Below are 12,627 nucleotides of genomic sequence, written 5' to 3' on the forward strand. Positions count from 1 at the left end.
CCGGGTGAGGGGGCGCCCCGTGCTCGTCCTACTGGTCCTGCGCGTACTGGTCCAGCTGATCCTGGACATGCCGGGCCTTCGCCTCCCGACGCTGGGCGCGGTACAGGTCGAGGGCCCGCAGCCGGTTCTCCCGGGCCTCCCCGGCCCGGCCCAGGGCCTGCTGTGCGTCGGCGATGTTGGCGAGGGTGTCGGCCTCGTCGTACGCGTTGCCCGCCTCGCGGAACAGCTCCAGGGCCTCGGCGTAGTGGTCGAGCGCCCGGTCGTGGCGGCCGGTGTGGTAGGCGATGTAGCCGAGGCTGTCCAGCGTCGACGCCTCGGCGCCCCGGCCTGCCTCGGCGCGGAACAGCACCAGGGCCCGCTCGCAGTGGTCGCGGGCCTCGTCGTAGCGGCCCAGCTGGGCGTGGCACCAGCCGACCGCGTTGAGCTGGTTGGCCCGCCAGACCGGGTTGCCGAGCCCTTCGTACAGGCGCAGGGCCTGGCCCGCGTGGCTCAGCGCGGCCTCTCTGTCGCCCTGTTGCTCCCAAACCCATCCCAGCGTGCGATGTGCATGGGCCTGGCCGGGGACATCGCCAGCCTGTTCGTACACCGCCAGGGCCCGGCCGAGGTGGTCCAGGGCCTCGGCCCCCTGTCCCAGGTGTGAGGCGGCCTGGCCCAGACGCCAGTGGGCGAGCGCCCGCGCGGGTGGATGACCCTGCCGCTCGGCGGCGGCGAGGCCCGCCCGCCAGACCCTGAGGTGGTCCCGGAAGTGGGCGCCGCGCCAGTGGTAGGAGATCAGCGTCCAGGCCAGCTGCCAGACCGCGGTGTGCCGTTCCTGCTTCAGGGCCAGCCGCTGGGCGGCCAGGACGCAGGCGCGTTCGGCGTCGAACCAGTCCAGGGCCGCGCCGGGGTCCTCAAGACGGACCGGGACGCAGCCGGGCGCGGGCGGGTCCAGCTCGGGTCGGAACGGCGTGTTCGGTCCGTCCACCAGGCGGTTGGCGGCGAAGGCGGTGTGCAGATAGAAGTCGACCAGCCGCCGTAGCGCGTCCGCGGCACGCCCGCTCTCCTCGGCCCGACCGCACTCGGCGGCGTAGAGCCGCACCAGATCGTGCATGCGGTAGCGGTCCGGGCCGTGCCGTTGGACCAGGTACGCGGCCTCCAGCTCGCCGAGCAGTACTCGGGTGCGCGGCACGCCGCGCCCGACGAGACAGGCCGCGGCGGGCAGGCCGATATCGGGGCCCGGAGCCAGGCCCAGCAGTCCGAACAGCTCGGCCGCCGGGGCGGAGAGGGCGCGGTGCGAGGCGGAGAAGACGGCGCGCAGATTCGCGGTCAGATCGCCGGTGTCCAGCGCGTCCAGCCTGGTCGCCGCCTCCCGCAGCTCCTCGGCGAGCGCGGCAAGGGGCAGCTCGGGGTGGGTGGCGGCGCGCGCGGCCACGATCCCCAGGGCCAGCGGAAGGCCCGCGCAGTGCTCCAACAGCGCGTCCACCACAGCCGGTTCGGCCTCGATCCGACCGGCCCCCAGGTGCCGCACCAGCAGCTCACGCGCCTCGCCCGCCCCGAAGACGTCGAGCGGCAGCGGCAGCGCGCCGTGCGTGGTGACCAGGGACGTGAGCCGGGAGCGGCTGGTCACCAGCACGGTGCAGGTGGGGCTGCCGGGCAGCAGCGGCCGCACCTGCCCGGCGTCGCGGGCGTCGTCCAGCACGACCAACACGCGCCGGCCCGCCAGCAGGCTGCGGTACAGCGCGGTCTGCGCGTCCAGGTCCACCGGAATCGAGTCGGGCACGACCCCGAGGGCGTCCAGGAACCCCCGGACCGCGACCGGCGGCGGCACCGGTTCCGCCGACGGGTCGAAGCCGCGCAGGTTGACGTACAGCTGCCCGTCGGGAAACCGCGCCATGTTCTCGTGGGCCCAGCGGACCGCCAGCCAGGTCTTGCCGACCCCGCCGATCCCGCCGATCGCCGAGATCACGACCGTCTCGCCGCCCGCCTCGGCCTCGGCGCGCACGTCGCACACCTCGCTCAGCCGCAGCAGCTCCCGCGCACGGCCGGTGAAGGCGGGCGGGGGCGCGGGGAGCTGACGGGGTACGGGGATGCGCGGCGGGGCGGAGGGGGGTGCGGGTGGCACCGCGGGTGCCGCGGGCGCCGCGGGCGCGGGTGCCGCCGATGCAGCGGGGGCAGGGGATGCAGGGGATGCCGGGGATGCTGCGAGCGCGGGGTCCGCCTCCAGGATCCGCTGGTGCAGTTGCTCCAGGGGCCGGCTCGGGCCGATCCCCAGCTCGTCGACCAGCCGGTGCCGCGTGCGCCGGAAGTGCTCCAGCGCCTCGGACGGGCGACCGCACCGGTACAGCGCGAGCATCAGCTGCCCCGCCAGCCGCTCGTCCAGCGGACGCTCCCCGGCCCGGGTGAACAGCCCGGCCAACAGCTCCCCGTGGCGCCCGCGGCGCAGCCCGGCGTCATTGCGGTCCAGCTCGGCCGCGAACCGCTCCTGTCCGAGGGTGTCGCGCAGCGCGTTGAACCAGGGCGTGTCCACCGCGCCGAAGGCGTCGCCGCGCCATAACCCGAGGGCCTGCTCCAGCAGCGCCTCAGCCCGTACGTCGTCGGCCGCGCCGCGGGCCTCGGCGACGAGCTCACGGAAGCGGTACAGGTCGATGGCCGCCGTTTCAGCCGCCAGGACGTAGCCCCCCGCCTCCTTCCCGATCCCCACCCCGGCTTCGGACAGAGCGGTCCTCAGCCGCGACAGATAGCTGTAGAGCGCCGTACGGAACCGCTGCGGCGGCCGGTCCCCCCAGACCCGGTCCGCGAGCTGATCGACGGAGACCGAACGGTTGGCGTCGACGAGCAGCGCCGCCAGAACGCACCGCTGCCGCACATGTCCGAGGTCCATCGGCCGATCGTCGACCCACGCCTCGATGCCGCCCAATAACCCGAACGTGACCGCCATTTCGCCCCCACCGTGGAAACAGCCCGCCTGTGACCGTCCATCCGACCAGCAGATTCAAGGTCTACACAAGGTCGGTGCAATGTCGGCCCTGAAGACTCTTCGTCGCGGCGCCCGACCGGGGGGCGGGTGCCGCCACACTTCGCCCGCGCGCCGCCCGGATGCGGCGGCGCGCGGCCCCCGGCCGGCGGAACCGCCCCGGCGGATGCCGAACCGGCGCGTACCGGCGTGGACCGGCGCGTGGTTCCGCCGAATTCCCGGCCCGAACACCGAATGGGGGGTGCGTCTGTCATGGACGTCACACGCCGAACAATTCTCCGCGGCCTATCCGCCGCTCCGCTCGCCGCGGCCACCGGCGGCCTGGTGCTCCCGTCCACAGCGCGCGCGGCGGGGTCCGACTTCCGGGTGAAGATGCGCGACCACCCGCGGCGGTCGACCAGCTACTCCTACCCGTACGCGATCGCCGGTCTCGCCAATGCCCTCCCGGCCGCGCCCCTGGTGGCGGAGGTGCTGCGGAACGCCGACCGTGAAGCGGCGGTGAACCACCACTGGCCCGACAGGGGCAAGCCGCAGAGGCTCAAGTACTCCTTCGGCTGGGACCCGGAGGAGGATGACGGCACCACTCGGGCGTGGTACCCGCAGGGCATCTCGACCAGCTACGACGCCTACCGCGGACCGATTCCGGGCACGAACACGGACGCGGAGAAGCAGGCGGTCCTGGTGTCCTGGTACGGAAAGGGCACGAACGCGTGGCAGGGCGCGCGTGTCACCTTCGTCGATGTGACCGTCCCCAGCAGGCCGCGATATCGGCACGTGCTGCTCGTGGAGCCCCTGAAGCGTCTCGGTCGGCCCTACGACTTCCGGCCGGTCAAAATCCACGCGGGAGGCATCGCCTGGTACGGGGACAGGCTCTACATCGCTGACAGCGCGGGCGGCGGATTGCGTGTGTTCAACATCAACCAGATGTTCCAGGTTTCCACCACTGGGCTTCCGTCCCCGGGCTACATCGGATACCACCAGGGAGACAAGAAGTACTACGCGTCGGGCTACCAGTACGTGCTTCCGCAGAGCCGTGCCTACGACAACGCGGGAGCAGAGCTGAGGTATTCGCAGGTCGCGGTGGACCATACGACCCCGCAGCCTTCCCTCCTCGTCAACGAGTTCTACGGCGGCGGCAGCACCCGGTGCGTGCGCTGGAACATGAACCCCAGCACGAGCTCCATCACCTCCGAAGATGCCGTCGACGCGACGTCGTTCGAGCGGGCCAACGTCCAGGGGGTCGTCAGCGTGAACGGCGCCTACTACTTCTCGGTCAGCAGAGGATCCAATCCCGGATACCTGTACCGCTGCCCGCGCGGCAGCTACGTGGCCAAAAAGCGCGGAAAGCTCTCGATCGGCCCCGAGGACCTCAGCTACGACGGTCACCGGAACGGCATCTGGAGTCTGGCCGAGCACCCACGCAGGCGCGCCGTGTACGTGGTGGGGCGCTGAGCCACGACACACCCAAGGCGTGGCTCCGCCCCGGCGGAGCCACGCTCACGGCTCTCACGGCTCTCACTGCTCCAGGTGCGCCAGCGCGTCCGCGCCGGTCTCCGCGAAGAAGACGAGCTCGCTGAGCGGGAGGGGCAGGAAGCCCTCGTCCTCCATCCGCTGGAACTGCTGCTTCAGCCCGTCGTAGAAGCCCGCCGTGTTGAGCAGCACCACCGGCTTGATGTGCAGGCCGTGCTTCTTCAGCTCCAGGATCTCGGTGGCCTCGTCCAGCGTCCCCGTGCCGCCCACCATGACCACAACCGCGTCCGCCCGGGCGAGCAACTGCGCCTTCCGCTCGGCGAGGTCCTTGGAGATCACCATCTCGTCGGCGTTCTCCCTGGCCTTCGCGGCCAGGAACTCCACCGATATCCCCACCAGCCGCCCACCGCTCTCCTGCACCCCGTCCGCCATCACCTTCATCAGACCGACGTCCGACCCGCCCCACACGAGCGTGTGGCCACGCTTGCCGATCAGCTCGGCGAACTCGCGGGCAGGGGCGGTGTAGCGGTCGTCCAGGTCGGCGGCGGAACAGAAGACGCAGATATTCATGCCCGCCACCCTACGGCCCGGGTCCGACAGCTCCGCGGATCCGCGCGGCTGATTCAGGCGGCGAGCGCCGCCGTGGGTGTCGGCGGAGTCCCGCCCCAGGCCAGCTCGAACCACACCGTCTTGCCGCCGAGCCCGAACGGCTCTTCCCCGATGGCACAGCCGCCCCACCGGTCGGCGAGGACGTCAAGGATGAACAGCCCCCGACCGCTGTCGAGCTCGGCGCAGGGCTTGAACGGCTCGGGGAGCTCGGGATTGGCGTCCGTGACGCTGACGCGAAGGACAGGGTGCAGCCACAGCAGCCGCACAGACGCACAGTCGTCGGAGTAGCGGACGGAGTTGGTGGCGAGCTCGGAGGTGAGCAGAGAGGCCAGGTCGACCAGTTCGCGCAGACCGTGAGCGGTCAGCACGGCGCGCAGGGTGGCCCGCACGATGCCCGGGCCACGGGGGTCTCGGGGGAAGCGGAGTTCGTACTCCCAGGGCTCGGTGAACAGCAGCGGTGGTGGATGCGGGGTCACGTGGCACCTCCGGTGGTGGTGTGTACTCCGGTACGCGGCATGGCACCGCTCGTTTTCCTCGGCGGGCGACGGCGTCAATGCCATTCGCCCTCCCGGACAGGGGAAACGTGCGCTCCCGTTGTGAGCGGCGGCGAATAGCGTGCCCACACCGTAAGGGCCCTCACATAACACGTGATACCAAGTTAGCTAGAACGGGTGAATAGTTCGGACTTCCTCACCGCACAGCGCTCACCTGGGCAAAACTGTGCGCGAACGCAAGAGAGGACCTATGGCACCCAAGCAAGCACCGACCGTCCGCCAGCGGAGACTCGGGGCTGAACTGCGGCGGCTCCGCGAGGAGGCGGGCATGTCCGCGCCGACCGCGGGCGGCCTCCTGGGGACCGACCGAACGATGATCTCCAACATCGAATCCGGCCGCTTCGGCATCAGCGAGGAGCGCCTGCGGCGGCTCGCCAGCATCTACCAGTGCGACGACTCAGCACTCATCGATGCCCTGGGCGAGATGACGGGAAGACAGAAACCCGGCTGGTGGGAGGAGTATCGAGGCAAGATCCCGCCAGGCTTCCTGGACGTCTCCGAGATCGAACATCATGCCCTCCGGCTACGAACCGTCCAGACCGCCCACCTTCCCGGCCTGTTCCAAACCGAGGAGCATGCGCGAGCGGTATTCGACCTCTTTCTGCCACCTCTACCGCGCCTGGAAGTGGAATTGCGAGTGGCCCACCGTCTCGCACGGCAATCCGTATTGCTCGGCGACAGGCCCACCCCTTACACGGGCGTGATCCACGAGGCGGCCCTGAGGATGCAGCTCGGCGGCAGGCGAGTCGCCCGCGCGCAGCTCGAACACCTGCTGAACGCAAGCGACCGCGAGAACGTCACCATCGTCGTGATCCCGTTCGAGGCGGGCGGCTATCCCCTCATGGGAGACTCGTCCGTCCTCTACGCCGAGGCACCGAACCAACGCCTGGACACCGTGCACATGGACTCGCCCACCGGCGCGGTGTTCGTCGACTCGCCCACCCAACTCGCGCACTTCCGAACCCGACTGGACTTGGTCGAGAAGGTGGCGTTGACTCCGGAGAAGTCGCGAGACTTCATCCAAGCGATCGCCAAAGACCTGTGAGGGGTTCCCTTCTTGTCCACCTTGAGCTGGCTCAAATCCTCCTTCTCTGACGCCGGCGGCAACAACTGCATAGAGCTCGCCGCCGACGGAAGCGCCATAGCCATACGCGAGAGCTCCGAGCCCAGCACAGTCCTGGCCACCGACCGAACCACGCTTCGCGCCTTCGTCCTCGGGGTGAAGGACGGGCGCTTCGACCGGCTGCTGGACCGTTAGGGCGCGGGCTGAGCGCCCGTCTCAGTGGCCGAAGGGCGGTTCGAAGCAGCCGGTCTCCATGTACGGGCCGTTCGTCCGCACCTCGTAGTTGGTCTTCTGCACGAAGGCCGTGACGCAGGCGTCGTCATGGACGCGCAGACCGACCCGGGCGCCTTCGGGCGTCACGTAGTGGTCGGTCTCGAAGCGTGGTTCCATCCCTCTCACGCTGAGCGTCCCGCCGAGCCGCGTACCCCCGGCCCCGGTCCGCTCCTCCTCGTACCCGAGCTTCAGCATCGCCGCGCGGACGCTCTTGACGTCCCACTTCTTCTCTTTCCAGAGCCGCTCGAGGACGGGCCTGATGCGGTCGGCCTCCTTCCGCGCGGCCTCCGCGCTGTCGGCGGACATCTCGCCGGGGCGGCGGCCGGCGTTGTTTTCGTTGTAGTGCGGGGCGCCGTCGCCTGCTCCGGGCTCCGCATAGGGGGAGGCGCCGGAGGAAGCCGGGCTGGTGCTCGGGGGCGGGGCCGGGACACCGGCCGCCGAGTCCGTGCCGCGCTGCTCACCACAGGCGGTCAGGGATATGGCGGTCCCCAGCAGAAGAGCGACCGCAGCGATGCGTCTGCGCCGCTCACGCGTCGAGGTCAACATGGGCATGACTCTGCCACGGCGAGGGCGGTTGGAGCCGCTTGGGACCCGTTTTCCCCGTACGCGCAGGTCGCGCCGGGCTGCCCGCCGGACAGGCAGGGGCCGTTCGCGGGAACCTTTGGGCCGTCAGGAGCGTTCAGCGCGGCGGGAGATGGCTTTGCCGTGTGCCCGTAGCCCCTGCCATCGCGGTGCGGTGAGGGCCTGATGCCGCTGTCGGCTTTGCTGTCAGGAAGGAGGTTGTGATGAGAGGTCCCTGAGGATCCCCCCAACACAGATTCACATGCGGGTAATTGGCGATACCCCGCCATCTGTATCGCCAGAAATTGGAGGAAATTATGCCGAGACTACCAAGGAGTACAAAACATGAACACATCCGGTTCCGAACTTAAGCGCTCCATCTTCCGATCGCTCGCCTGGCACTTTTTTGCCGCTTTCGCAATCTCCGTGATCACAGCATTGATCACAGGCTATATCGCCCTTGCAACAGGCTCTGAGATCATTGAATCCCTCAAGAGTACCTGGGAAATTTTCTATCAAGTGGCCACCCTATGTGTCCCGATCCTGGCCATGATCTGGACCGTGAAGGTGGCAGTGATTCTGAAATCGTAAATACTCAACAATGCGACCATGGGCCCCGGTGCGGACGCGCACCGGGGCCCGGCGCGTTACGCCCCGCCACGCGGCCGCGGCTCTGAATTGGGTAGTGACTCGACGCCCCGTGACTGATCATCGGGGGATGCGTCCGCTGCAGCATGGCTATACCAACCGCACCCTCGGCGACGGAGCCGTAGTCAAGAAGACCTATGAAGGTCCGGACGCCGAGCTCAGGCTCGACCGCGAGCGCACGCTGTTGACCCGGCTCCAGGGACGGCTCCCGATCCCACCAGTACATGAGGCCGACACCGGCACCCTCACGCTTGGCTTCATGACGGGCGTACCTGGCCAGGAACTGCTCGACGCCGGTCGCGCCGCGGAGGTCCTGGAGGCGTGCGGCGGGCTGCTGCGCCGCATCCATGGGACTGAGGCGAGGGTGCCGGCGCTGGGCGCCCGCGACGAGGGCGAGGTGTTGGTGCACGGGGACTACGGGCCCAACAATGTGCTGCTGGACCCCGTCACCTTCCAGGTCACCGCGGTGGTCGACTGGGAGTTCGCCCATCTCGGGGATCCGGTCGAGGACCTGGCGTGGTGCGAGTGGATCGTGCGGATGCACCACCCCGAGCACCGCCACGCTCTCGACGGCTTCTTCCGCGCCTATGGCGAGGATGTGGTGCCGCCCTGGCCGGTTCGCCAGGGCGCCATGCTGGCCAGATGCGAGTCCCTGCGGCAGTTCTGCCATCGCTGGGAGCCGAACGGTCCGGGCGTGACGCTGTGGCGTGAGCGTGCGGTCGCGACGGCGGGTTGGCAGGAATAGCCCAGGAAACGCGAGCTGACGCGCGGCTGACGAGGCATGAGCGGGTTAACCACCGGGTCGAAGGTAGGGCTAGCCCCATGTTCCGGGGCGGCAGAGTGTCGCTAGTTTCATCATCCGCACCGCGATTTTGGGCTACGACCTGTGCATCCGTCAGATCTCAGATTTCGGCAGCGCCGTGCGAATGGAGTTCTGCTGCGTCGGGGGCCTTGCTCTCGGTGGATTCACCGCCGAGCGCATCGACGCATTCGAGCCGCGGTTCGGAAAGGGACCCCAACTGTTCTTCAGAACCGGCATTTTCCAGCTCCATCGCGCTTCGATGCCTCCTGCGGTCGCCCGAACTGATGGAATTCCCCGAGACCTAGGAGATCTGCATGCGTTCGGAGCAAGAGCGGCCGACCGCGGACGAGCTGCTGCGCTTGCAGGACGTCCACAAGGTGTACGGGCGGTCGCGCAACAGCGTGGCGGCGCTGGCGGGGGTGTCGCTCGGCTTCCAGCGCCACACGTTCACCGCTGTGATGGGCCCCTCCGGCTCCGGCAAGAGCACCTTCCTGCACTGCGCCGCCCTCCTGGATCGGCCGACGTCCGGCAGCGTCTTCCTGGACGGCCAGGACCTGACGACGATGAGCGAGCGCTCGTTGACCAAGCTGCGCAGGAACCGGATCGGGTTCGTCTTCCAGAGTTTCAATCTGCTGCCCGCGCTGAACGTGGTGGATAACGTGACGCTGCCGCTGCGGCTGGCGGGCAAACGGCCCAACCGCGGGCTGGTGGACGACGTCATCGAGCGCACCGGCCTCACGTCCCGCCGCAAGCACCGCCCGGGCGAGCTCTCCGGCGGTCAGCAGCAGCGCGTGGCGATCGCCCGCGCCCTGGTCACCCGACCGGTCCTGCTGTTCGGAGACGAGCCGACAGGCGCCCTGGACACCGAGACCGCGCTGGAGATCCTGGGACTGCTGCGCGCGGCGGTGGATACCGGCGAGCAGACCGCGGTGATCGTGACGCACGACCCGGTGGCCGCATCGCACGCTGACCGCGTGGTGTTCCTTGTGGACGGTCGGGTGAGCGCCGAGCTCGAACGGCCCTCCGTCCAGGAGGTGGCCAGGCAGATGACCCGACTCGGCGCGTGGGCCCGGAGGCAGCAGCCCGTGCGCCCGGAACGGGTGGTCTGATGCTGCGTCTCGCGCTCAAGACCCTGCGGTACCGCAAGGGCGGGTTCCTCGCGTCGCTGATCGCGCTGTTCGTCGGCGCCGTCGTCGTACAGAGCTGCGGCGGTCTGCTGGAGACCGGTATCCGCGCCAACGTCAAGGCCGAGCGGCTGGCCGCGGCGCCCGTCGTGGTGACCGGCAGCCAGGATTATCCCGGCCACGCGGTCGGTACCGCGACCGATCCGATGACCGAGCGAGTGCTGCTGGACGAGAACCTGGTGGACGCCGTGGCCAAGGTGCCCGGTGTGGCCGCGGCCGTGCCGGACATCTCGGTGCCGATCACTGCGCTGGCCGGCCGGCCGGCCAGCGCGTCCGGGCACGGCTGGTCCAGCGCGTCACTCTCGCCGTACAAGCTGGTTGCGGGCGCCAAGCCGACCGCGTCCGGCGAGGTCGTGGTGGACAGCACCACCGCGAAGCGGCTGGGCGTGCGGCCGGGCGAGCGGCTGAAGGCGTCGGTGCGCGGCATCCCGCACGTCTTTCGGGTCAGCGGAATCGCCGAGAGCCGGATCGCCACCCAGTCTGTGCTGCTGTTCTCCGACGGCGAGGCCACTCGGCTGTACGACCGGCCCGGAAAGATCGACGACATCGGGGTGCTCGCCGCCCCGGGCACCGATCCGGCGAAGCTCGCCAACGCGATCGATGACGCCGTCGCGGACCGCGGTGCCCAGGTGCTTCACGGCGACGATCGGGGGGTTGCCGAGTTCCCGGACGCGATCAGCGGCAAGCAGAACCTGATTCCGCTCGCGGGCGCGTTCGGCGGCCTGGCCACCATGGTCGCGATCTTCGTGGTGGGCAGCACCGTGGGCATGTTGATGCAGCAGCGCCGCCGGGAGATGGCGCTGCTGCGCGCGACAGGGGTCACGCCAGGGCAGTTGCGCCGCATGGTGATGGCGGAAACGTCCGTGATCGCGCTGCTCGCGGCCGGCCTGTCGCTCGGACCAGGGCTCGCGTTCGGTCACTTCATGTACGACATCCTGGTCCGGCGGGACCTGATCCCGGGCGAGATGATCTTCAGCCAGGGGTTGATCCCGCAGCTCGCCGGCTTCGGCACCACGCTGTTCGCGGCGCTGGCCGCCGCGTTCATCGCCTCCCGCCGGGTGTCGAAAGTCCGGCCGACCGAGGCGATGGCCGAGGCAACGCTGCAGATCCGCTGGGTCAGCCCGATCCGCATGATCCTCGCGTTCCTGTTCCTGGGCGGTGCGACCGCGCTCGCGATCGTGACGGCGTCGGTGATGACCGGGCCGGTCGCGGCGAGCACGGCCGGGCCCGCCGCGATGCTGTGGGCGGTCGGGATCGCCCTGGTGTCCCCGGGCCTGTGCCGCTGGCTGGTGGCTCTGCTGCGTTGGCCGGTCGGCTGGTTCACCGGGCTGTCGGGGCGGCTGGCGATGCTGAACGCGTCAGTGCGCAAGGTCCGGCTGGCCTCGGCGGTCGTCCCGATCATGCTGGCGACCGGGCTGGCCACGGCACTGATCTACCTGCAGACCAGTCAGGACGATGCCAGCAGTCGGATGTTCGCCGACGGCCTGAAGGCGGACGCTGTGGTCAGTTCGCGGAGCGGTGCTCTCCCACCGTCGCTCGTGGACACGCTCTCCCGCCTGCCTCAGGTCGCCGGAGCGTCCGCTTCGGTGTCCGGCGAGGCGCGTCTGGAGACCGTCCTCGGCCCGGGCAAGGGCGACAGCGACAGCGACACGGTGGCGGATGGTCGGGTCAGGCCGAGTCGGCTCGACTTGCAAGGGGTCACGGCGTCCGGCGCGCGGCAGACGATCGGGCACCCGGCGGTGCGGGGCGACTACGGGCGCCTGACCGGCGACAGCATCGTGCTGCCCACGGATGTGCTGGACGACAGCGGCAAAGACGTCGGCGACCGGGTGAGGCTGCGCTGGGGCAACGGAGAGGTGACCACGATGACGGTCGTCGGATCGTTCACCCCGCCGCGCGGGTTCGGCTACGCGATGGTGCCCGCGACCGAGCTGCTGCCCCGCACAACAACTGGCGTACTGCCGCAGATCCTGGTGAAGGCGGAGCCGGGGGTGTCGTCCTCGGACCTGAAGGCGGCGGTGCGGAAGGCGGCGGGCGGTGTGCCCGGAGTCGTCGTCGTGGACCGCGCGGAAGCGACCGTGGCGCACGCGCAGAGCGATGAGACCGGCCGGGTGGCGAGCTTCCTGCTGGCCGCAGTGGTGGTCGGCTATGCGGTGATCGCGCTGATCAACTCGCTGATCGTGGCGACCGCCGAGCGGCGCGGCGAGTTCGCGCTGCAACGGTTGATCGGCTCGACCCGCGGCCAGGTGATGTGGATGATGTCGGTCGAGGCGTTGGTGACGGCGCTGGTCGGGGTCGTGCTCGGCACCGGGGTCGCCGCCGGGTCACTGGTCCCGTTCGGGCTGGCCCTGGACGGGTCGGTGCTGCCCAGCGGGCCTGTGTGGATCTACCTGACGATCGTCGGGACCGCGGTGGCGCTGACGTTCGCGACGATCCTGTTCCCGACGTCGGTCGCGCTGCGGGCGAGGCCTGTGGAGGCCACCGCCCGCCCATGACCACGGTCATGGGCG

Annotated in this window: 12 protein-coding genes; 7 read left to right on the forward strand and 5 right to left on the reverse strand. The window is 69.9% G+C overall.

The window, feature by feature from the left end:
- Positions 1-28 precede the first annotated feature (28 nt).
- Positions 29-2,917 carry an AfsR/SARP family transcriptional regulator gene (locus ACWY4P_RS16730; RefSeq protein ID WP_456211342.1) on the reverse strand — a complete coding sequence of 963 codons (2,889 nt, stop codon included), beginning with the start codon at positions 2,915-2,917 and terminating at the stop codon, positions 29-31.
- A 288-nt stretch (positions 2,918-3,205) separates the two neighbouring features.
- Here ACWY4P_RS16730 and ACWY4P_RS16735 point away from each other — a divergent pair, with 288 nt between their 5' ends.
- On the forward strand, positions 3,206-4,405 hold the full coding sequence (locus ACWY4P_RS16735; RefSeq protein WP_456211343.1) for a hypothetical protein: 1,200 nt from the start codon (positions 3,206-3,208) through the stop codon (positions 4,403-4,405).
- Between the two features lie 63 nt (positions 4,406-4,468).
- Here ACWY4P_RS16735 and ACWY4P_RS16740 read toward each other — a convergent pair whose 3' ends face one another.
- Both ACWY4P_RS16740 and ACWY4P_RS16745 read right to left on the reverse strand, forming a co-directional pair.
- Positions 4,469-4,993 (reverse strand): LOG family protein, encoded by a 525-nt coding sequence (locus tag ACWY4P_RS16740; RefSeq protein WP_456211344.1) that lies wholly within the window; start codon positions 4,991-4,993, stop codon positions 4,469-4,471.
- Between the two features lie 53 nt (positions 4,994-5,046).
- Positions 5,047-5,508, reverse strand: coding sequence for an ATP-binding protein (locus ACWY4P_RS16745; protein ID WP_456211345.1), 462 nt, complete (start codon positions 5,506-5,508; stop codon positions 5,047-5,049).
- A 346-nt stretch (positions 5,509-5,854) separates the two neighbouring features.
- Here ACWY4P_RS16745 and ACWY4P_RS16750 point away from each other — a divergent pair, with 346 nt between their 5' ends.
- Both ACWY4P_RS16750 and ACWY4P_RS16755 read left to right on the forward strand, forming a co-directional pair.
- Positions 5,855-6,631 (forward strand): helix-turn-helix domain-containing protein, encoded by a 777-nt coding sequence (locus tag ACWY4P_RS16750; protein WP_456211346.1) that lies wholly within the window; start codon positions 5,855-5,857, stop codon positions 6,629-6,631.
- A 12-nt stretch (positions 6,632-6,643) separates the two neighbouring features.
- Positions 6,644-6,844: a DUF397 domain-containing protein gene (locus ACWY4P_RS16755; RefSeq protein WP_456211347.1), complete on the forward strand. Its 201-nt coding sequence runs from the start codon at positions 6,644-6,646 to the stop codon at positions 6,842-6,844.
- A 21-nt stretch (positions 6,845-6,865) separates the two neighbouring features.
- Here ACWY4P_RS16755 and ACWY4P_RS16760 read toward each other — a convergent pair whose 3' ends face one another.
- Positions 6,866-7,468 (reverse strand): hypothetical protein, encoded by a 603-nt coding sequence (locus tag ACWY4P_RS16760; protein ID WP_456211348.1) that lies wholly within the window; start codon positions 7,466-7,468, stop codon positions 6,866-6,868.
- Between the two features lie 360 nt (positions 7,469-7,828).
- On the opposite strand from ACWY4P_RS16760, the gene ACWY4P_RS16765 reads away from it, so the two are divergent.
- Both ACWY4P_RS16765 and ACWY4P_RS16770 read left to right on the forward strand, forming a co-directional pair.
- Complete coding sequence (locus ACWY4P_RS16765) at positions 7,829-8,074, forward strand: hypothetical protein (protein ID WP_456211349.1); 246 nt, start codon at positions 7,829-7,831, stop codon at positions 8,072-8,074.
- 127 nt (positions 8,075-8,201) lie between these two features.
- A complete protein-coding gene (locus ACWY4P_RS16770) occupies positions 8,202-8,876 on the forward strand; it encodes a phosphotransferase family protein (protein ID WP_456211350.1) in 675 nt (224 codons plus the stop codon).
- A gap of 157 nt (positions 8,877-9,033) precedes the next feature.
- Here the strand turns inward: ACWY4P_RS16770 and ACWY4P_RS16775 are convergent, their stop codons facing one another.
- The gene (locus tag ACWY4P_RS16775; RefSeq protein ID WP_450496603.1) at positions 9,034-9,183 is read right to left on the reverse strand and encodes a hypothetical protein; all 150 of its coding nucleotides are present in this window, start codon (positions 9,181-9,183) and stop codon (positions 9,034-9,036) included.
- A 64-nt stretch (positions 9,184-9,247) separates the two neighbouring features.
- Here ACWY4P_RS16775 and ACWY4P_RS16780 point away from each other — a divergent pair, with 64 nt between their 5' ends.
- Together ACWY4P_RS16780 and ACWY4P_RS16785 are read left to right on the forward strand one after the other, a co-directional pair.
- The gene (locus tag ACWY4P_RS16780; RefSeq protein ID WP_456211351.1) at positions 9,248-10,042 is read left to right on the forward strand and encodes an ABC transporter ATP-binding protein; all 795 of its coding nucleotides are present in this window, start codon (positions 9,248-9,250) and stop codon (positions 10,040-10,042) included.
- Positions 10,042-12,612, forward strand: a complete 2,571-nt coding sequence (locus ACWY4P_RS16785; RefSeq protein ID WP_456211352.1) for an FtsX-like permease family protein — start codon at positions 10,042-10,044, stop codon at positions 12,610-12,612. The genes ACWY4P_RS16780 and ACWY4P_RS16785 overlap by 1 nt, the downstream gene beginning before the upstream one ends.
- Positions 12,613-12,627: the final 15 nt, after the last annotated feature.

The organism is Streptomyces sp. LZ34, from assembly GCF_053890475.1.